The sequence below is a fragment of the Geothrix sp. genome, from assembly GCF_049292215.1.
GTDB lineage: Bacteria > Acidobacteriota > Holophagae > Holophagales > Holophagaceae > Geothrix.
On sequence record NZ_JBATQW010000061.1, the window covers coordinates 1 to 17824 of the forward strand.

A 17824-nucleotide genomic window follows, 5' to 3' on the forward strand; every position below is an offset into this window, starting at 1 on the left:
CCGGAGAGCTGCCCGAGGTGCTGGAGGGCGAGGGCGACCTGCTGACCCGCCACCGCGCCTGGTCGGAAGGACGGGCCGACCAGCTCATCCTGGCACCGGCCCAGGCCGCGGCGGAACGCAAACGGCAGGCCGAGTCTGCGCGCCTGGACCGCCTGGCCCAAGCCATGGCCCGGGACCGCGCGAAGCATGAGGCGCAGCTGCCCCTGAAGGCGCAGGCGCGAAGCCTCTCCACAGAGCTCTACCGGCTGAAGGGGGCCACTCGGGAGGCGGTCCTGCTGGACGGCACCCGCATCGCCCTGCCGGAGGGGGCCACCGTGGAGGATGCGGTGCAGACCTGGTTCACGGCGGTCAAGAAGGCCGAGCGGGGCCTGGCGAGGGTGGCCGAGCTCGAAGGGGAGCTCGTGCGGGAGCGGGCCGCCTGGCTGAGGCGGGCGGAGATGGAGGGGGAAGGCCTTGCGCCGGAGCCGCCGACTGCGAGACAACCGAAGGGGAAGCAGCCCACGAAGGACAAGGGGACGAAGCGGATGCAGGCAGGTGAAGGCAAGCGCAAGGATGGCAAGGGCACGGCCTTCCGCAGCGTCATGGTGGATGGCTTCGAGGTGCTCATCGGCAAGGGCGACGCCGAGAACGACCAGCTCACCTTCAAGGTGGCCGACAACCTGGACTTCTGGTTCCACGTGGCCAGCGTGCCCGGCAGCCACGTGGTGATCCGCAACCCCGACAAGCTGAGCGACCTGCCGCGCAGCGTCATCGAGCGCGCCGCCGAGCTGGCCGCCTACCACAGCAAGGCCCGGGACGGCGGGAAGGTGGAAGTCCACATGGCCCGCATCGCCGACATCAGCAAGCCCCGGGGCTTCGCGCCGGGGAAGGTGATTCTGAAAAAGTGGGTGGGAATCCGGGTGTATCCGAAGCCTTGACCGGAGCCGCTACTCCACCTTCACCGCGAAGGGCTTGAAGCCGGCCTTCTTCAGCTTCTCGGCGGTCTTGTCGGTGGCGGCGCGATCCGTGGCTTTCGTCAGACGCACCTTCAGCTGGCCCTTCTCCTTCACGGTGGTCGTGGCGAAGCCTGCGGCCTTGGCCTTGTCGGCCACCCGCTTGGCTTCGGCAGCCTCGGCGGTGGCCACCAGCTGCAGGGTCCAAGCCTCGGGCTCGGTGGGCTTCTCCGCGGCCTTGGGTTCGGCCTTCGACTCGGCCTTGGACTCCTCCTTCGGAGCGGTGCCGTCCACCTTCGGGGTGGGCACCATCTTGTCGGGGCCGTCGCCTTCGAAGATCTTGAGCTGGTCCAGCAGGGGTTCCGGCAGGTCCTTCAGCTCGTCCTCCACGCCCTTCTGCATGGGGCGGCGCAAGGCGGCGCTCTGCTTGCCCACCTGCACGCCCAGGACGAAGGCCAGGGTGAGCAGGCCCACGCCCACGCCCGCCACCCAGAGGATGGACTGGCTCTGGATGCTGATCTGGTCGCGCTGACTCACGCGGCACCTCCTGTGCCGCGCCCTATGGGCTTCGGCTGCGCCAAAGTGGCACTTCGCTCCTGCTTCATGCTCATCGTCGATCCAGCGTAACGCCTTCGAGCAGGGCCGCGAACTGGCTGCCACTGCTGGCGGGGGCGGTGACCAGCGTCAGGTCCGAGGGTGCCAGTAGCGCCGCCGCCAGCAGCTGGCCGCCGGAGCCGGCGAACTCGCCCCACAACTGCTTGGGATGCAGCGCGACGGGCCATTTCGGGTGGGACTCTGCCAGGTGGATCTCCAGGCTATCCAGGCGTGAGAGGCCGTTCGCTCCCCCCACCCGGCGCTCTGGGGCGACCTCGCCCAGGGCTGTCACGGCGCGGGCCAGGGCCTGGCTGCGACCAGGGCCCGAGTCGTCGGATGAGGACCTGGAGGCCAGGCCGCGCAGCACCGCCCGGGGGCGGATGCCGCGGGACTCGGCGTGATCCCGGCCTTCCAGGAGGAAGGCCTGGGCGCCTTCGCCGGGGAGGAAGCCCCGCCCGGAGCCGATCTCGGGATCGCCATGGCGGGCCGCCAGACGGGCCCCCCGACAGAGGTCCAGCAGGAGGGGGAAGAGGCCATCCGTGCCGATCACCAGGGCGGCGTCCGCCAGACCCATGCGGAGCCAGCGCGCAGCCTGCTCCAGGGCGGCGAAGGTGGCGTTCTCCCGGTCCACGATGGTGGCGCTGGGGCCCTTGAGGCCGTAGGCCAGGGCCAGGTGCCCGCTGGCGGCATTGGCCACGCAGTTGGGGAAGACCAGCGGCGAGGCGCCTTCTGGCCCCCGCAGGAGGTAGGGCCGCATGAAGGCCTCACTGGCCTCGCTGCCGCCCGTGAGCGAACCCACGGTCACGGCGATGCGCTCGCCCATGGTCTTCGGATCGAGGCCTGCATCGGCGAAAGCCTGGTGGGCCGCCACCCAGGCGAAGCGGGAGGGCCGGTCCAGGCGGCGCAGTTGCATGGGCGGGATGGTGCCCACCGGGTTGAAGGCCGTGCAGGCGGCCCCGCGGCCCTGGCCGAGGGCATCGGGAAGGTTCGCGAAGCAGGGGGTTCCGGAAGCCAGGTTGGCGCGGGCCAACTCGATGCCGTCCCCGCAGGGCAGCACGACGCCCAGGCCAGTGATGACGAGATCGGCGCCGCTCACCGGCCCTCCCATCGCTGGAGCAATAGCGACACGTTGTTGCCGCCAAACGCGAAGGCATTGACCAGCGCCGCACGGAGCCGCCGCTGCTTCGCCTGCTTCGGCGTGCAGTCCAGATCGCACTGGGGATCGGGCTCCTCCAGGCGGAGCGTGGGGCTCACCACCTGGTCACGCAGGGCCAGGATGGCGGCGGCGGCGCCGAAGGCCCCGGCGGCCCCGAGGGTGTGGCCGAACTGGCTCTTGGTGCTGGTGACCGAGACTGCCTCGGCGGCCATTCCAAGGGCGCGGCGTATGGCCAGGCACTCGGCGCCGTCATTGGCGGGGGTGGCGGTGCCGTGGGCGGAGACCAGGTCGACGCCGGAGGTGTCCAGGCCACCGGTGCGCAGGGCCATGGCCATAGCCCGGGCGGCACCTTCGCCTTCGGGATGGGGGGCGGTGGGGTGGTGGGCGTCCATGCTGGCGCCGTAGCCCAGCACCTCGGCGTAGATCACGGCGCCTCGGGCCTGGGCTTCGTCCAGGGTCTCCAGTACCAGCTGCACGGCGCCCTCGCCCAGGTTGAGACCGGCACGGTCGCGGCTGAAGGGTCGGCACTTCCTCGCGTCCACGGCCTTGAGGCAGGAGAAGCCGGCGTAGGTGGTGCGGCAGAGGTTTTCGGCGCCTCCGGCCACGGCTAGGTCGAGCTCGCCCGCCGCCAGTCGCTCCCAGGCTTGCCCGATGGCCAGCAGGCTGGAAGAGCAGGCGTTCATGACTGTGCTCCGGGGTCCCTGGGCGCCCATCCGGCGGGCCAGGGCATCCGTGACGGTGCTGGGGCTCTGGTAGGCGGGCTCCGAGGCCCGGCCCCGATGCCCGGCCAGCCGTTCCTCGAGGAAGGCCTCCGCCACGGGCAGGCCGCTGGTGCCCGCCCCCTGGAAGACGCCGATGCGGGCGGGGTCCCCCTGGTGCGCCAGGCCATCCAGGGCCTCGTCCAGGGCGCGGAGGGCCATGCGCTCGCAGAGGGTCTGGTGGCGGCCCGGGTCCATGGCCACCTGTCCGGCCAGCTGGGCCGGTTCGAGCGGCAGAGAGAGGCGGGTGAGGGGGCCCAGGCCATCCTTTCCGGCGAGCATGGCGGACCAGGTGCCTTCCCGGTCCAGGGCCAGGGAGGACACGATGCCGAGGCCAGTCACCACGACCCTGTTCATAGGCGCTTGACCAGCAGGGCGGCGGTGCAGAGGTCCCGGCCCTCGCAGCTCACGGTGCCCCGGACCTTCATCATCCCGGCGAAGGCACCCTCAGACCGGACCTCCAGCCGCAGGCGGTCGCCGGGCAGGGCGGGGCCCTTGAAGCGGGCGTCCTGGACGCCGGCCAGGAAGATGGCGGCGCCGTTCAGGGGCTCGGCCTCCAGAAAGCCCCCGGCCTGGGCCAGCATCTCCAGCAGGAGCACGCCGGGCACCAGGGGGCGCCCCTCGAAGTGGCCCTGAAGGTAGGGCTCGCCGATCGTGACGAGCTTCTCGGCCACCACCCGCACCCCCGGCTCGCGCTCAAGCACCCGGTCCACCAGCAGGAAGGGGTAGCGGTGCGGCAGGTGGGCCGGAATGTCGGTCATGGCTAGGCCTTGGCGTGCTCGGCGATGAACTCCGTGAGGGCCTGCACGGACTTGAAGGCCTTGAGTCCCGCGGCCTCGTCCTCGATCTTCACGCCAAAGACCTGCTCGATGCCCAGCACCAGCTCCAGGGCGTCGATGGAATCCAGACCCAGGCCATCGCCGAAGAGGGGGGCCCCATCCTCGATCTGGTCGGGCGTCATCCCCTCGAGCTTCAGGCGCTCGATGATCATCTCTTTGACGCGCAGCTTGAGGTCGCTCATGGGTTTCCCCTCAGGAGGGTGGAAGGCCGATTCTATCCCGAACCCCGGGGTCCAGGTCGCTTGTGATCTTGACAGGGCTCTCGCCGCTTCAAAGGGCGCTAAGCTGGATCCTCGCGGAATCCTCCGCCCGAGAGCGCCATGGCCCATCCCGCATCGCCCTTCTTGCCGGTCCTGATCCTGTTGCTGGTCGCCGCTGTCACGGCCGCCGCCATCCTCGTGCTGTCCGGCTGGGTGCTGCCGCTGCTTAAGCCGAACAATCCCCAGGAGGCCAAGCTGCGGGTCTACGAGTGCGGCGTGCCGCCCATCCAGACCGGCGCCCGGCACAAGTATTCCGTGAAGTTCTACCTGACCGCCATGCTCTTCATCCTCTTCGATGTGGAAGCCGCCTTCCTGCTGCCCTGGGCCGTGAACTTCAAGACGGCGCTCTGGACCTTCGGCGCCATGCTGAGCTTCATGGCCACCCTGCTGGTGGGTTTCGTCTACGCCTGGGGCAAGGGCGCCTTCGAGTGGGAGCGCTGACATGGCCGAGCTGGACATCAACGATGCCGTGCTGACCACTCGCCTCGACGCGGTCGTCAACTGGGGCCGCAAGAACAGCCTGTGGCCCATGCCCTTCGGCGTGGCCTGTTGCGCCATCGAGTTCATGAGCATGATGTCGTCGAAGTACGACCTCAGCCGCTTCGGTGCCGAGGCCATGCGCTTCAGCCCCCGGCAGAGCGACATGATGCTGATCCTGGGCACCATCACCAACAAGATGGCCCCGGTGCTCCGCACCATTTACGCACAGATGGCCGAGCCCAAGTGGGTGATCTCGGTGGGCGTCTGCGCCAGCTCGGGCGGGATGTACCGCACCTACGCGACCCTGCAGGGTGTGGACCGCATCATCCCCGTGGATGTCTACGTGCCGGGCTGCCCGCCCCGCCCCGAGAGCATCATCTACGGCGTCATGAAGCTGCAGGAGCAGATCGAGAAGGAATCGCTCTCCATGCGCAAGGATCACATCGCGCGGTTCTACGAGAGCCTGGAGCGGCAGGACGCGCTGCAGGCGACGAAGGGCCTCACCAGCCAGCAGACCATCCGCGAAATGCTGATGGACGCCGGCGAGCGCGGCGTGGGAACGATCTTCTAGGCGGGGCAGATCATGATCATCGAGCACATCGACGCACAGCTTCCAGGGACCATCACCGACCGGCACGACTTCCGGGGCGACCAAACCGTCGTCATCACCAAGGAGAACCTGCTGGCCGTGGTGGAGCTGCTCCACCGCGAAGGCTTCCAGTTCCTCGTGGACATCACCGCCGTGGACTGGCCCGAGCGTGAGCAGAGGTTCGACGTGGTCTACCACTGGCTCAACCTGGCCAGCCAGGAGCGCCTGCGGGTGAAGGTGCCCGTAGCGGACGGCGAGTCCGTCGCAAGCCTGGCCGGCCTGTTCAAGACCGCCAACTGGTTCGAGCGAGAAGTCTTCGACCTCTTCGGCATCCGCTTCGACGGCCACCCGGACCTGCGGCGCCTGCTCACCTGGGACGACTTCCAGGGCCACGCCCTGCGCAAGGACTTCCCCCTGGATGGCGGCGATGTCTTCTGCATGGAAGGCTGCACCGCGCCCTACAACAACGGCGAACGGAGCTAGACCATGGAATCCATCGCCATGACCCGGCAGCAGCTCGACGGCGACAAGATGATCGTCAACATGGGGCCGTCGCACCCCACCACCCACGGCACGCTCCGCATCGTGCTGGAACTTGAGGGCGAGACCATCACCAAGGCCACCCCCGAGATGGGCTACCTCCACCGTGGGGTGGAGAAGCTGGGCGAGAGCCTCAGCTACCAGCAGTTCATCCCCCTGACGGACCGGCTGAACTACTGCAGCTCCATCATGAACAACGTGGGCTACACCACGGCGGTGGAGAAGCTGCTGGACATCCAGATCCCCAAGCGCGCCCAGCAGATCCGGGTGCTGGTCTCCGAGCTGGCCCGCATCGCCGATCACCTGGTGTGCGTGGGCGTGAACGCCGTCGACATCGGCGCATTCACGGCCTTCCTCTACCTCTTCCGCCAGCGCGAGACCATCTACGACCTGTTCGAGATGGCCGCCGGCCAGCGCCTCCACACCAGCTTCACTCGCATCGGCGGCCTCTTCCGGGACATCCCCGAGGGCTTCGTGCCCCTCACTGAGCGCTTCCTGGTGGAGTGCGAGGCGAGCCTCGACGAGATGGAGAACCTGCTCACCCACAACCCCATCTGGCATGACCGCACCAAGGGCATCGGCGCCATCAGCCCGGAGGACGCGGTGAACTGGGGCTACACCGGCCCCTGCCTGCGCGCTGCGGGGGTGCCCCAGGACCTTCGCAAGGCCCAGCCCTACCTGGGCTACGAGACCTACGACTTCGACATCCCCATCGGCACCACCGGCGACGTGTTCGACCGCTACCTGGTGCGCACCGAGGAGATGCGGCAGAGCCTGCGCATCATCCGCCAGGTGCTGGACCGCCTGGAGCCAGGGCCCGTCATGGTGGACGACCCCAAGATCGCCCTGCCCTCCAAGGAGAAGGTCTACACCCGCATGGAGAGCCTCATCCACCACTTCAAGCTCATCATGCACGGCATGGAGATGCCCGTGGGCGAGGTCTACAGCGCCACCGAAGCCGCCAACGGCGAGCTGGGCTTCTACATCGTGAGCGACGGCGGCAAGAACCCCTACCGCATCCGCGTCCGTCCCCCCTGCCTCCCCATCTTCAGCAGCTTCGAGGACCAGGTGAAGGGCGGGCTGATCGCCGATGCGGTCGCTGTCCTCGGCGCGATGAATGTGATCGCAGGCGAGCTCGACCGCTAAGCTCGCGCTCCGTCATTCGCTCGTCTGCAGTTCCGCCAGCTGCGACCGATGGTCATTCCGAAGCCGCTCCAGGATGCCCAGCAGTGCGTCCCGTTCCTCGGCCCCGAGGCAGCGGTCCACCTGCTGGCAGAGGGCGTTGTGTCGGGCGAACATCTTGGCCTCCAGGGCCAGGCCCTTGGGCGTGATCTGCACGCGGCTCCCGCGGCGGTCGGCGGGGTTCTCGCAGCGCTTGACCAGGCCCCGGGCCTCCAGGCGGTTCACCAGGCGGGGCACGTCGGCGAAGCGGTAGATCATGCGGCAGCGCAGGTCCTTCACCAGGTAGCCATCCTTGGGGCCGCCCTTGAGGATCCTCAGCACGTTGAACTGCTGGTCAGAGAGGCCCTCGGGTTCGTAGAGGCATGCATCGAAGAGGCGGGCCACGTACTCCCGGGTGAGGAGCAGGGCCAGGGCCACCTCATGGCCCGGCTCGATGGGCTTGGTGATCTGGAGTTCCTCGCGGATGTGCATGAACAGCTCCGTGGGGAAAAGGATGACAGATTTCCAAAAAAAGAAGTTGCAACTCTCGAATCAAGGCCTAGACTGAATTACATGGTGAAACACCTATTCCTTGGAGGTCCAATGCGCCATCCCTTTCGTACCGTTCTTGCGGTTCTCGCCCTGGCGGCCCTGCCCGCCCTGGCCCAGGACACCTACAAGATCGACCCCGTCCACAGCGAGATCAGCTTCAAGATCCGCCACCTCCTGGCCAAGACCAGCGGCCGCTTCGCGAAGTTCGGCGGCACCATCAAGGTGGACACGGCCGACATCAGCAAATCCAGCGTGGAGGTCACCATCGATGCGGCCAGCATCAATACAGACAACGAATCCAGGGACAAGCACCTGAAGTCTGCTGATTTCTTTGATGTGGAGAAATACCCCACCATCACCTTCAAGAGCACTTCGGTGAAGGAAGTCGCGAAGGGCAAGCTGGAAGTGACGGGCGACTTCACCCTTCACGGCGTGACCAAGCGCATCACCATCCCCATCACCAATGCGGGCACCGGACCTGGCATGAAGCCGGGGGCCGTGGTGGCCGGGTTCATCGACGGCGCCGTGACCATCAACCGGAACGACTTCGGGATCAAGACCTACCCCGGGGCCCTGGGCGATGAGGTGGCCATCAGCCTGAACGTCGAAGCGGGCAAGGTCGAAGAACCCAAGAAGTAAGGCCTTCAGACCTGTTCCCAGCTTTTATCCAGGTGGCGAATGCGGCATCAGGGGCCGTAACGGAATTGCCACTTCTGCTGGATTGATTCGGTAGCGGCCCCGAGGAGTCGATCATGAGCGAAGGATTCCCGAAAGTGGCGGCCAAGGTCCCGGCGGTGCTGGACCTGGAGCCCGGCACCTACTTCTGGTGCACCTGCGGCCTGAGCGCCAAGCAGCCCTTCTGCGACGGCGCCCACAAGGTCTGCGACCTGCGCCCCCTGAAGGTGGAAGTCACGGAGGCAGGCAGGAAGGCCCTCTGCCAGTGCAAGCACACGAAGACCGCCCCGTTCTGCGACGGGAGCCACTGCGCCCTTTGAGGCCACTGGACCAGATCTGGTCGTGATGGGGGGCACCCGGTTTGACTGGGCGCCCCCTCTCTGTTTCGGGCTAAACTGGCCCCTCATGCGAGCGCGCCCATGAACCATCCCCAGCCTCCCGAAACCTCGAACGAACCCTTGGCCCCGGGCCAGCGCCTGCCCGAATCCGAGCGCAGGGAGTTCAGCCCCGAAGCCATCGCCGAGATCCACGCCATCATGGCGCAATACCCCGACAAGCTCGCGGCCACCCTGCCGGCCCTGTACATCGCCCAGCGTGAGTTCGGGTTCGTGAGCCTGTCGGCCATGAAGGCCGTGGCCAAGGCCATAGGCATTCCCGAAGGCCACGTCTTCGGTGTCGCCACCTTCTACACCATGTATCAGAAGGCGCCCGTCGGGAAATATCACTTCTCGGTCTGCACCAACATCAGCTGCGCCCTGCGCGGCGCCGCCCAACTGCTGGAGAAGGTCTGCGAGAAGACCGGCGCGAAGCCCGGCCAGGGCCCCAGCCCCGACGGCATGTGGAGCGTGGAGGAAGTGGAGTGCTTGGCCGGCTGTGGCGTGGCACCCTGCATCCAGGTGAATCAGGACGTCTACGACGAGTTGGTGGACGAGCAGAAGCTGATCGAAGTGATGGAAGCCTGCAAGCGGGGCGACTATCGCCCCTGGGCTCAGTAGCGGAGGAACGACCATGGCCGCCATCCGCACCAAGCCTGATCACCACACATACACCTTCCCGGGCTTCGGTTCGGAGAAGTTCCCGAACCTGATGCTCCGGGGCGCAGGCGACCTGAACAACTGGCACCTTAAGGTCTACGAGCAGCAGCACGAAGGCTACATGGCCATGAAGGCTGCGCTGAAGATGGAACCTGTGGCCGTCACCGAAGAGGTCAAGACCTCCGGCCTCCGCGGGCGAGGCGGCGCGGGCTTCCCTGCGGGCCTCAAGTGGTCCTTCATGCCCAAGGACACGGCTGACCGCAAGTTCACCCGCTACCTCGTGTGCAACGGCGACGAGGGCGAGCCTGGCACCTTCAAGGACCGCGTCATCCTCGAGTACAACCCCCACCAGCTCATCGAGGGCATGATCATCGGCGGCTGGGCGATGCAGTGTGCCATGGGCTACGTCTACATCCGCGGTGAGTTTCTATGGCTCATCGAGAAGCTCGAGGCCGCCCTCCAGGAGGCCCGCGAGGCCGGCTACCTGGGCAAGAACATCCTGGGCACAGGCTGGGACTACGACATCCTCGTGTATCGCGGCGCCGGAGCCTACATCTGCGGCGAGGAAACGGCCCTGCTAAATTCGCTGGAAGGCCGCCGCGGCGAGCCCCGCGTGAAACCGCCCTTCCCGGCGGCCAAGGGCGCCTTCGGCCAGCCCACCACCGTGAACAACGTGGAAACGCTCGCGGCAGTACCGCCCATCCTCCGCATGGGCGGCGCCGAGTATGCCAAGATTGGCTCCCCGAAGAACACCGGCACCCGCATCTTCGGCGTCAGCGGCCACGTGAAGCGCCCGGGCATCTATGAGCTGCCCATGGGCACGCCCATGAACTTCCTGGTTGAGGAACTCTGCGGCGGCTCCAGCACGGGCCGCAAGATCAAGGCCATCATCCCCGGCGGCGCCAGCTGTCCCATGCTGGATGAGAAGGACTTCGACGTTCCCATGGACTTCGACAACCTGAGGGCCCGGGGCTCCATGGGTGGTTCTGGCGGCCTCATCGTCATGGACGAGGACACGTGCATCGTCCAGGCCACGCTGCGGCTCATCCGCTTCTACGCGCATGAGAGCTGCGGCCAGTGCACCCCCTGCCGCGAAGGCTGCAACTGGCTGGAGATGATCCTCCACCGCATCGAGCACGGGCAGGGCCGCATGGAGGACCTGGACCTCATCGCCAGCCTCACACCCCGCATCGGCATGCGGACGCTGTGCCCCCTGGGCGACGCGGCCTGCGGCCCCGTGGACTCGGCCCTGCAGAAGTTCCGCCACGAGTTCGAACATCACATCACCCATAAGACCTGCTACGCCACCGGGTCACGTCTGCTGTCCAAGGTGGGGGCGCACTAGCCTTCTTCTGATCCATTCCAGCAAAGGGCGCCACCGGCGCCCTTTGCGTTGCTGGATAATGCGGGATGCGAAGCCTCCTGCTCTGCCTCCTCTGCGCCCTCCTGCCTGCCCAGGACGCGTTTCTGGTGAAGCCCTACCTGCAGCTGGGCGATGCGCCGACGGCGGCGGTCCGGGAGCGGCTGGACCTGCTCTGGCACACGGGGGACGAAGAGGCTGCCTGGTCCGTGGAGGTGAAGGCCGGAGCCTCCTGGAAGGTCCAGGGCGCACCTACCTACCACCGCCTCGATGCGCCGCCCCTGGCCCCCCACCGGATATATCGGGCCACGCTGCGGAACCTGGCGCCCGGCGCGACCGTCCCCTACCGCGTGAAGCGCAAGGGCGAGGTCGTCTTCGAGGCGGAGGCCCAGCCCCGCAGGCCGGGCGCCCATCGCATGGTTGTGTTCGGCGATGCGGCCGATGCTTCCAAGGGGCAGGCCGCCATCGCCAAGGCAGTGCTGGCCGTCCAGCCGGATGCGGTCTTCATCACGGGCGATCTGGTCTATGGCCGGGGCCGCGCCTCCGAGTACCGCGCCCACTTCTTCCCCGTCTACAACAGCGAAGCGGTGCCCCTGATGCGGCGGGTGCCCTTCCTGGGCGTGGTGGGCAACCATGACGTGTCCTTCGCGGGATATCCAGATGCCTCCGCCTACTTCGCATACTGGTCGCAGCCCCTGAACGGGCCGGCCCTGCGGACCGGTGAGAAGAGTGCTGCCCCGGTGAAGTCCGGGGTCCACGATGCCATGGTGGCGGCCTCGGGCCCCGCCTTTCCCCGCATGGCCAGCTTCAGCTTCGACTACGGAGGGATCCACTGGACGGTCCTGGATTCCAATGGCTACACGGACTGGGGCAGCCCCGGTCTGAGGGCCTGGCTGGAGGCCGACCTCGAGGCGGCGCAAGGGGCCGCATGGCGAATCGTGGCCCTTCACCATCCGCTGTTCCAGAGCGCGCGGAGCCACTTCGACGACCAGTGGATGCGCCCCATCAGCCCGCTCCTCGAGCAGTACGGCGTCCATCTGGTGCTGGCGGGACATGTCCACAACTACCAGCGCACGGCGCCGCTGCGCTTCCGGCCCACCCAGGTCGGTTCGCGCGGGAAGCCGGTGACGGGCGAGTTCACGATGGACGAAGCCTTCGATGGCAAGACGATTACCCGGGCCAAGGGGCCCATCCACATCGTCACCGGCGCCGGCGGCGCCGAGCTCTACGACCCCTGGCAGACCGACGCCAAGGCCAGCTGGCAGCCCTGGACCCGCGCCTTCATATCCGACAAGCACTCCTTCACGGTGCTGGATGTGACGGCGAAGAGCTTGACGCTGCGCCAGCTGGATGCCGAGGGCCGGGAACTGGATACCATCACGCTGACGAAGTAGCTCTCACGCCCGGCACGCCTCAGAGGGGCCGGAGCTGCTCGGCGACGGAGCGGGTTCGCTCCGTGACTTCCGTGCCGGTGTGCTGGGTGGACTTGCGTTCGATGAGCAGAAGATGGCATTCCTGCTCGGCCACCGGGTTATGGCGCACGCCCTTCGGCACCACGAACAGCTCGCCCTCGTCCAGCTCCACGGACCCGTCCTCCAGCTCGATGCGCAGGTGGCCCTTGAGCACGAGGAACAGCTCGTCCTCCGCCTCATGGCTGTGCCACACCAGCGAGCCCTGAACCTTGGCCACCTTGATGTAGGCCTCATCCACCTCGCCCACCACCCGCGGCGACCAGAGCTCCGTGAGCGAAGCCGCGACCTGGCTGGGGGAGACGATGCTGGGCATGGCATTTCCGGAGGTAAGTGGGTCAGACACGGATGGACTCCAGGAGCCTGGCGGCAGCCTCCAGGACCTGATCACGATGCTTCGAGATCTGGAAGTGGCGGGGAATCTTCGCATGTCTGTTTTCGGCCTGTTCGCGCGAGTCGCGGATGCCCTGGAGGGAGTCGCGGATTGACTGGAGGTGGCTCCGGTTCCAGGCCCACAGCGTCCTGCCCTGGATGTCGCACTTGAAGAAGGCGTCGTTGGGCCAGTCCAGTAGGTGCCTGCGGACCAGCCCGCAGGCCGAGCACACTGCCACGCCCAGGGTTTTCGACCGGGCAGAGGGCTGGCAGGCCGCGTTGCATGGATCATCCCAGGGCACCTGCCCGGGGAACCTCGCCTGGACGAGCCGCTCCTTCCATTGGACCACCGGGCCGGATCCTGGCGCCGGCTCACCCTGGGGAATGAGCCAGTAGGGAGCCTCGAAGCTGGCCAGGTGGGTGCACTGTGGGCAGACAAGGCTCACATGGGCCGGCATGGCCGGCGGGTGAGTCGGGAAGAAGGCCTGGACGGGCATGGCGAAGCGGGGGTTGGCCCGTAGGTGGCCTACCTTCCGAAGGTGATCGAGTACGTGAGGGGCTTGGGCAGTTGGGGACTCTTCACGGTGGCGGTCATGGTGAGGGACTTGCCGTCGGCACTCAGCTTGAAGAGGTTGGTGCGCTCGCCCTCGTCGTTCTTGAAGGTCTGGATGAGCTGGTCCTTCGAGACCTGGGCGGCCACCTGGAACTTGTCGCCGTCCTCGCGGGTCCAGGGGGCGGATTTGCCGTCGGGGGGCATGTGGATGGCATCGCGCTCATCCAGCTTGATGAGCACTTCCTGGCTGGAGATGGAGATGACGACCTTCTTGTAGGCGGGGTTCAGCTTGGCGAGGCGGCCCCGGGCGATGGGGCGCTTGATGAAGTTCATGTCCGCCACGGTGCTGTTGATGGCCGCCGCGATGTCATCGGCCCGCACCTGACTCCAGGTGCCGGAGAGGGAATGGTCCTGGGCCATGAGGGAAAGGGCCGCGAAGGCGGGGACGAGGAACAGCCGGGCTGAGCGCATGGGATCTCCGTGTGGGGTTGGTGGTCCCAACAATAGCAGTAATGAAAAGGATCTCCATCAAGCCCCACCGATGGGGCCCTCATGGAAGGGCAGCTGCAGTGACTCAGGGGCTGCCGCCTAATGGCAGGTGTGAAGAGGAAGAGAATTTTAGCCACCGATGGACACCGATCAAAAGCTGATAAGGACTGAAGGGCATTCGTGCCGGAAGGCGCTTATCTGCCCGGGCTCGGCAGTCATGCCCTGCTCATTCCTTTATCGGTGTTCATCGGTGGTTAAAACCTCCCTGAGGCCACAAGCTGGGAAACCAATCGTTCAGGTCATGGTCCCTGACCTGTACCTTGTGGACTTAGGAGAATCGGTGGTTTCCGCAGCTATCCGATGGTCGCCACCATCACCGCCTTGATCGTGTGCATGCGGTTCTCGGCTTCGTCGAAGACCACGCTGTGGCGGCTGCGGAAGACCTCGTCGGTGACCTCGCGGATGTCGTGGCCCTGGGCCTTCATCTCCTTGGCCAGCTTGGTCTCGAAGTCGTGGAAGGCAGGCAGGCAGTGGAGGAACTTCACGTCGGCGTTGCCGGTCTTCGCGATCATCTCCATGGTGACCTTGAAGGGGGTGAGCAGCTTCACGCGGGCAGGGATCTGGTCCTCCTCGCCCATGCTGGCCCAGACATCCGTGTAGATGACGTCGGCGCCCTTCACGGCCTCATCCACGTTGTCGGTGACCTCGATGGTGGCGCCGGTGAGCTTGGCGGCCTCGCGGGCGGCGGCGAGCACGGCTGGATCGGGCGCCAGCTCCTTGGGCCCCAGGGCGACCATGTGCATGCCGGTCTTGGCGGCGCCGTACATCAGGGCGTAGCTCATGTTGTTCCGGATGTCGCCGCAGAACACCAGCTTCACCTTGTGCAGGGGCTTGGCCACGTGCTCCTCGATGGTGAGGAAGTCCGCCAAGATCTGGGTGGGATGGTCGGTGTCGGTGAGGCCATTCCACACGGGCACGCCGCTGTGCTTGGCCAGGGCTTCGACCACTTCCTGCTTGTAGCCGCGGTATTCGATGCCGTCATAGAAACGGCCCAGCACCTTGGCGCTGTCCTCGATGGATTCCTTTTTGCCGACCTGGGAGCTGGCGGAATCCAGGAAGGTGACATGTGCGCCTTCTTCAAGCGCGCCCACTTCGAAGGCGCAGCGGGTGCGAGTGCTGGTCTTCTCGAAGAGCAGCACGATGTTCTTGCCCTTCAGGAGGTAGTTGAAGACGCCCATGCGCTTCTTGGCCTTCAGATCCCGGGACAGGTCCAGGAGGTAGCGCACCTCCTCCGGAGAGAAGTCCATGAGCGTGAGAAAGCTGCGACCCTTGAGATTGACGGCCATGTGGTCCTCCGAAACAGGTGTAGGGCCCAGGGTAGCGCTGAGCCTCCGGCCCAGTGGCTTGAAAAGACCAAGTGGGGCCTGGGATTTACAAAGCGTCAGGACCCGGCTCGAACTCCATCAGCAGCTGGCCCTTGGTGACCGTCTCGCCGGGGGTCACATGGACGGCCTTCACCGTGACGTCGTCGTGGGCCGTGATGTGGTTCTGCATCTTCATGGCCTCCAGGATCAGGAGATCATGGCCTCGGCGGACCTGCTCGCCGGGCTGGGCGATGGGCTCGAGGATGAGGCCCGGAATGATGGCCGTGAGACGGCTGGGATCCTTGGGCTGGTAGGGCCTCCGCTGGGCGTACTTCTTCGTGAGGGTGGTCTCGTACGCCGTGTCGTTCAGGCGGATCGTCTGGCGGGCGGTCTTCTGGGCGGGGGTCATGGCATCTCGGGAAAGGGGTGCAGGGGAGGGCGGGGCGGGCCTCAGAAGGGCGGCACGCCGTGCTTCCGGTCCGGCCGGAGCTCCTGCTTTTCTGCGCTGATCTCCAGGGCGTGCAGCAAGAAGTCCCGGGTCTGGTGGGGGGCGATGACCGCGTCCACGTGGCCGTTGGCGGCGGCCACGTAGGGGCTGGCAAACTTCTCCGTGTATTCCTTGACCTTCTCCCGGCGGAAGGCCTCGGGATCGGCGGCGGCGGCGATCTCACCCTTGAAGATGATGTTGGCGGCGCCCTCGGGGCCCATGACGGCGATCTCGGCGCAGGGCCAGGCGAACACGAAGTCCGCACCCAGGTGCCGCGAGCACATGGCGATGTAGCCGCCGCCGTAGGCCTTGCGTAGGATCACGGTGATCTTGGGGACGGTGGCCTCGCTGTAGGCGTAAAGCAGCTTGGCGCCGTGGCGGATGACGCCTGCGTGCTCCTGGTCGATGCCCGGCAGGTAGCCCGGCAGGTCCACGAAGGTCACCAGCGGGATGTTGAAGGCATCGCAGAAGCGGATGAAGCGGGCGGCCTTGTCGGAGCTGTCCACGTCCAGCACGCCCGCCAGCACGGCGGGCTGGTTGGCGACCATGCCCACGGTGCGACCGTCCATGCGGGCGAATCCCACCACGATGTTGGCCGCCCAGAGGGCCTGGACCTCCATGAAGTCGGAGCCATCGCACACGGCCCGGATCACGTCCCGCACGTCATAGGGCTTGTTGGATTCCGCCGGGATGATGTGCTCCAGGTCCACCTCGCTGCGGGAGGGGATGACGCTGAAGGTGTCGGCCTTCTTCCGGTTGTTCCAGGGGATGTAGGTCACCAGACGCTTAACCTGTTCGAAGCACTCAGCCTCGCTCTCGGCATAGAAGTGGGCATTGCCGGTCATCTCGGCCTGGACCCGGGCGCCACCCAGGTCTTCCATGGAGATCTCTTCGCCCAGCACGGTCTTGATGACCTCGGGCCCCGTGATGAACATCTTGGAGATCTTGTCCACGACGAACACGAAGTCCGTGAGGGCCGGTGAGTACACCGCGCCGCCCGCGCAGGGGCCCAGGATGATGGACAGCTGGGGAATGACGCCCGAAGCCAGGGTGTTGCGGTAGAAGATCTCGCCGTAGCCCGCCAGAGAGTTCACGCCCTCCTGGATGCGGGCGCCGCCCGAGTCATTGATGCCGATGAGGGGGATGCCCAGCTTGATGGCGTGGTCCATGATCTTGGTGATCTTGCGGGCGTGGGCCAGGCCCAGGGAGCCGCCAGCCACGGTGAAGTCTTGGGCGAAGATGGCCACGGGGTGGCCCAGGATGGTCCCGGTTCCGGTGATGACGCCATCGCCCGGCAGCTGCTTCTTCTCCATGCCGAAGTCGTAGCACTTGTGTTCCACGAAGAGGTCGTATTCGTGGAAGGAGTCCTGGTCCAGGATGGCCGTGATGCGCTCCCGGGCCTGCAGCTTGCCCTGGGCGGCCTGTTTCGCCGCCGCGGCGGGGTGGGGCTCGGTGGCCTCGGCGTGCTTGGTGGCGTGGTCCTTCATCTTCTTCTTCAGGGACATGGACATTCCTCGGGGAGGTTGGTCAGGCTGGCGAGGCTTCGGTGAACCGTTGTAAAAGATGACTGTCGCATCGCAAATAGACTATGCCAGGAGGGTGTTGCGGCATTGATCAAAGTTTGGATGCCCGCGGTCCTGAAATCGGGTGTCCCGGTCTGTCCAGGTTCGCCGTATAGTCATCTCCACCAACCCTTTCACCCCGGCGGATGGCCGGGCTGCGGAGTCAACGATGAGGCCACTGAAGCAGCTGATCGAGGCAAAGCCGCCCACCGTGACCGTGGGGCCCGAAGACACCGTGTTCACCGCGCTGAACCTGCTCGCGCAGTTCGATATCGGCGCCCTCCTGGTGCTGGACCAGGGTCGGCTGGTGGGGATCTTCTCGGAGAGGGACTACGCTCGCAAGGTCGTCCTGAAGGGCAAGGCCTCCAAGGACACCCCGGTGCGGGAGATCATGAGCGACAGACTCAGCTGCGTGACGCTGGCCCAGACCGTCGAGGAGTGCATGGCGCTCATGACGGACAAGCACGTGCGGCACCTGCCGGTGATCGGAGCCAACCGGGAAGTGCTGGGCATCATCTCCATCGGCGACCTGGTGAAGGAGATGATCTCCCACCAGAAGTTCACCATCGAGCAGCTGGTGTCCTACATCCAGAACTGA

General features: G+C 66.4%; 23 protein-coding genes. 11 read left to right on the top strand and 12 right to left on the bottom strand.

The genetic code is table 11. The annotated features are described in order from the left end of the window. On the top strand, positions 1-917 hold a 917-nt coding region (locus tag WAS25_RS10280; protein ID WP_422311722.1), incomplete at its 5' end, for an NFACT RNA binding domain-containing protein. Between the two features lie 9 nt (positions 918-926). Here WAS25_RS10280 and WAS25_RS10285 read toward each other — a convergent pair. From WAS25_RS10285 to WAS25_RS10305, 5 genes are all read right to left on the bottom strand, one after another. Further along, entirely contained in the window at positions 927-1469 is a 543-nt protein-coding gene (locus WAS25_RS10285; protein ID WP_422311723.1) for an SPOR domain-containing protein, read from the bottom strand. A 70-nt stretch (positions 1470-1539) separates the two neighbouring features. Continuing rightward, complete coding sequence (locus WAS25_RS10290) at positions 1540-2622, bottom strand: beta-ketoacyl synthase N-terminal-like domain-containing protein (RefSeq protein ID WP_422311725.1); 1083 nt, start codon at positions 2620-2622, stop codon at positions 1540-1542. Continuing rightward, on the bottom strand, positions 2619-3797 hold the full coding sequence (locus tag WAS25_RS10295) for a beta-ketoacyl-[acyl-carrier-protein] synthase family protein (RefSeq protein WP_422311727.1): 1179 nt from the start codon (positions 3795-3797) through the stop codon (positions 2619-2621). The genes WAS25_RS10290 and WAS25_RS10295 overlap by 4 nt, the downstream gene beginning before the upstream one ends. Beyond that, positions 3794-4201 (bottom strand): 3-hydroxyacyl-ACP dehydratase FabZ, encoded by a 408-nt coding sequence (gene fabZ / locus WAS25_RS10300; protein ID WP_422311729.1) that lies wholly within the window; start codon positions 4199-4201, stop codon positions 3794-3796. The genes WAS25_RS10295 and fabZ overlap by 4 nt, the downstream gene beginning before the upstream one ends. 2 nt (positions 4202-4203) lie before the next feature. Then, positions 4204-4461: a phosphopantetheine-binding protein gene (locus WAS25_RS10305; RefSeq protein WP_422311731.1), complete on the bottom strand. Its 258-nt coding sequence runs from the start codon at positions 4459-4461 to the stop codon at positions 4204-4206. Positions 4462-4599: 138 nt separating this feature from the next. Here WAS25_RS10305 and WAS25_RS10310 point away from each other — a divergent pair, with 138 nt between their 5' ends. Genes WAS25_RS10310 through nuoD form a run of 4 tightly spaced genes read left to right on the top strand, consistent with a single transcriptional unit; the run spans position 4600 to position 7294 of the window. Continuing rightward, positions 4600-4980, top strand: a complete 381-nt coding sequence (locus WAS25_RS10310; RefSeq protein ID WP_422311733.1) for an NADH-quinone oxidoreductase subunit A — start codon at positions 4600-4602, stop codon at positions 4978-4980. A 1-nt stretch (position 4981) separates the two neighbouring features. Beyond that, on the top strand, positions 4982-5590 hold the full coding sequence (locus tag WAS25_RS10315) for an NADH-quinone oxidoreductase subunit B (protein ID WP_422311735.1): 609 nt from the start codon (positions 4982-4984) through the stop codon (positions 5588-5590). 12 nt (positions 5591-5602) lie between these two features. Then, positions 5603-6091: an NADH-quinone oxidoreductase subunit C gene (locus tag WAS25_RS10320; protein WP_422311737.1), complete on the top strand. Its 489-nt coding sequence runs from the start codon at positions 5603-5605 to the stop codon at positions 6089-6091. 48 nt (positions 6092-6139) lie between these two features. Continuing rightward, positions 6140-7294, top strand: a complete 1155-nt coding sequence (gene nuoD, locus WAS25_RS10325; RefSeq protein WP_422311824.1) for an NADH dehydrogenase (quinone) subunit D — start codon at positions 6140-6142, stop codon at positions 7292-7294. Positions 7295-7306: 12 nt separating this feature from the next. On the opposite strand, the gene WAS25_RS10330 is transcribed toward nuoD, so the two are convergent. Further along, complete coding sequence (locus WAS25_RS10330) at positions 7307-7801, bottom strand: MarR family winged helix-turn-helix transcriptional regulator (protein ID WP_422311739.1); 495 nt, start codon at positions 7799-7801, stop codon at positions 7307-7309. Positions 7802-7912: 111 nt separating this feature from the next. On the opposite strand from WAS25_RS10330, the gene WAS25_RS10335 reads away from it, so the two are divergent. The 5 genes from WAS25_RS10335 to WAS25_RS10355 all read left to right on the top strand — a co-directional run bounded on the left by WAS25_RS10335 (position 7913) and on the right by WAS25_RS10355 (position 12324). After that, positions 7913-8500 carry a YceI family protein gene (locus WAS25_RS10335; RefSeq protein WP_422311741.1) on the top strand — a complete coding sequence of 196 codons (588 nt, stop codon included), beginning with the start codon at positions 7913-7915 and terminating at the stop codon, positions 8498-8500. 113 nt (positions 8501-8613) lie between these two features. Beyond that, a complete protein-coding gene (locus WAS25_RS10340; protein ID WP_422311743.1) occupies positions 8614-8856 on the top strand; it encodes a CDGSH iron-sulfur domain-containing protein in 243 nt (80 codons plus the stop codon). Between the two features lie 99 nt (positions 8857-8955). After that, positions 8956-9531: an NAD(P)H-dependent oxidoreductase subunit E gene (locus tag WAS25_RS10345; protein WP_422311745.1), complete on the top strand. Its 576-nt coding sequence runs from the start codon at positions 8956-8958 to the stop codon at positions 9529-9531. A 13-nt stretch (positions 9532-9544) separates the two neighbouring features. Continuing rightward, the gene (nuoF, locus tag WAS25_RS10350; protein ID WP_422311747.1) at positions 9545-10915 is read left to right on the top strand and encodes an NADH-quinone oxidoreductase subunit NuoF; all 1371 of its coding nucleotides are present in this window, start codon (positions 9545-9547) and stop codon (positions 10913-10915) included. 65 nt (positions 10916-10980) lie between these two features. After that, on the top strand, positions 10981-12324 hold the full coding sequence (locus tag WAS25_RS10355) for a metallophosphoesterase (protein ID WP_422311749.1): 1344 nt from the start codon (positions 10981-10983) through the stop codon (positions 12322-12324). A 19-nt stretch (positions 12325-12343) separates the two neighbouring features. Here WAS25_RS10355 and WAS25_RS10360 read toward each other — a convergent pair whose 3' ends face one another. From WAS25_RS10360 to WAS25_RS10385, 6 genes are all read right to left on the bottom strand, one after another. Then, entirely contained in the window at positions 12344-12715 is a 372-nt protein-coding gene (locus WAS25_RS10360; RefSeq protein ID WP_422311751.1) for a cupin domain-containing protein, read from the bottom strand. Positions 12716-12737: 22 nt separating this feature from the next. Further along, positions 12738-13268, bottom strand: coding sequence for a hypothetical protein (locus WAS25_RS10365; RefSeq protein WP_422311753.1), 531 nt, complete (start codon positions 13266-13268; stop codon positions 12738-12740). 29 nt (positions 13269-13297) lie between these two features. Further along, a complete protein-coding gene (locus tag WAS25_RS10370) occupies positions 13298-13795 on the bottom strand; it encodes a hypothetical protein (RefSeq protein ID WP_422311755.1) in 498 nt (165 codons plus the stop codon). 371 nt (positions 13796-14166) lie between these two features. Next, a complete protein-coding gene (argF, locus tag WAS25_RS10375) occupies positions 14167-15159 on the bottom strand; it encodes an ornithine carbamoyltransferase (RefSeq protein WP_422311757.1) in 993 nt (330 codons plus the stop codon). A gap of 85 nt (positions 15160-15244) precedes the next feature. Then, entirely contained in the window at positions 15245-15586 is a 342-nt protein-coding gene (locus WAS25_RS10380; RefSeq protein ID WP_422311759.1) for an acetyl-CoA carboxylase biotin carboxyl carrier protein subunit, read from the bottom strand. Between the two features lie 41 nt (positions 15587-15627). Continuing rightward, the gene (locus WAS25_RS10385) at positions 15628-17151 is read right to left on the bottom strand and encodes an acyl-CoA carboxylase subunit beta (protein ID WP_422311826.1); all 1524 of its coding nucleotides are present in this window, start codon (positions 17149-17151) and stop codon (positions 15628-15630) included. A 244-nt stretch (positions 17152-17395) separates the two neighbouring features. Between WAS25_RS10385 and WAS25_RS10390 the strand changes: the two genes are divergently transcribed. Continuing rightward, complete coding sequence (locus tag WAS25_RS10390) at positions 17396-17824, top strand: CBS domain-containing protein (protein ID WP_422311761.1); 429 nt, start codon at positions 17396-17398, stop codon at positions 17822-17824.

What these genes read in the sequence shown, in the direction of transcription:
- WAS25_RS10370 (WP_422311755.1), bottom strand. Translation starts at nt 13,795, where the DNA reads ATGCGCTCAGCCCGGCTGTTCCTCGTCCCCGCCTTCGCGGCCCTTTCC.
- WAS25_RS10365 (WP_422311753.1), bottom strand. Translation starts at nt 13,268, where the DNA reads ATGCCCGTCCAGGCCTTCTTCCCGACTCACCCGCCGGCCATGCCGGCC.
- WAS25_RS10380 (WP_422311759.1), bottom strand. Translation starts at nt 15,586, where the DNA reads ATGACCCCCGCCCAGAAGACCGCCCGCCAGACGATCCGCCTGAACGAC.
- argF (WP_422311757.1), bottom strand. Translation starts at nt 15,159, where the DNA reads ATGGCCGTCAATCTCAAGGGTCGCAGCTTTCTCACGCTCATGGACTTC.
- WAS25_RS10330 (WP_422311739.1), bottom strand. Translation starts at nt 7,801, where the DNA reads ATGCACATCCGCGAGGAACTCCAGATCACCAAGCCCATCGAGCCGGGC.
- fabZ (WP_422311729.1), bottom strand. Translation starts at nt 4,201, where the DNA reads ATGACCGACATTCCGGCCCACCTGCCGCACCGCTACCCCTTCCTGCTG.
- WAS25_RS10305 (WP_422311731.1), bottom strand. Translation starts at nt 4,461, where the DNA reads ATGAGCGACCTCAAGCTGCGCGTCAAAGAGATGATCATCGAGCGCCTG.
- WAS25_RS10355 (WP_422311749.1), top strand. Translation starts at nt 10,981, where the DNA reads ATGCGAAGCCTCCTGCTCTGCCTCCTCTGCGCCCTCCTGCCTGCCCAG.
- WAS25_RS10385 (WP_422311826.1), bottom strand. Translation starts at nt 17,151, where the DNA reads ATGAAGGACCACGCCACCAAGCACGCCGAGGCCACCGAGCCCCACCCC.
- WAS25_RS10320 (WP_422311737.1), top strand. Translation starts at nt 5,603, where the DNA reads ATGATCATCGAGCACATCGACGCACAGCTTCCAGGGACCATCACCGAC.
- WAS25_RS10310 (WP_422311733.1), top strand. Translation starts at nt 4,600, where the DNA reads ATGGCCCATCCCGCATCGCCCTTCTTGCCGGTCCTGATCCTGTTGCTG.
- WAS25_RS10315 (WP_422311735.1), top strand. Translation starts at nt 4,982, where the DNA reads ATGGCCGAGCTGGACATCAACGATGCCGTGCTGACCACTCGCCTCGAC.
- WAS25_RS10335 (WP_422311741.1), top strand. Translation starts at nt 7,913, where the DNA reads ATGCGCCATCCCTTTCGTACCGTTCTTGCGGTTCTCGCCCTGGCGGCC.
- WAS25_RS10390 (WP_422311761.1), top strand. Translation starts at nt 17,396, where the DNA reads ATGAGGCCACTGAAGCAGCTGATCGAGGCAAAGCCGCCCACCGTGACC.
- WAS25_RS10360 (WP_422311751.1), bottom strand. Translation starts at nt 12,715, where the DNA reads ATGCCCAGCATCGTCTCCCCCAGCCAGGTCGCGGCTTCGCTCACGGAG.
- nuoF (WP_422311747.1), top strand. Translation starts at nt 9,545, where the DNA reads ATGGCCGCCATCCGCACCAAGCCTGATCACCACACATACACCTTCCCG.
- WAS25_RS10340 (WP_422311743.1), top strand. Translation starts at nt 8,614, where the DNA reads ATGAGCGAAGGATTCCCGAAAGTGGCGGCCAAGGTCCCGGCGGTGCTG.
- nuoD (WP_422311824.1), top strand. Translation starts at nt 6,140, where the DNA reads ATGATCGTCAACATGGGGCCGTCGCACCCCACCACCCACGGCACGCTC.
- WAS25_RS10345 (WP_422311745.1), top strand. Translation starts at nt 8,956, where the DNA reads ATGAACCATCCCCAGCCTCCCGAAACCTCGAACGAACCCTTGGCCCCG.
- WAS25_RS10295 (WP_422311727.1), bottom strand. Translation starts at nt 3,797, where the DNA reads ATGAACAGGGTCGTGGTGACTGGCCTCGGCATCGTGTCCTCCCTGGCC.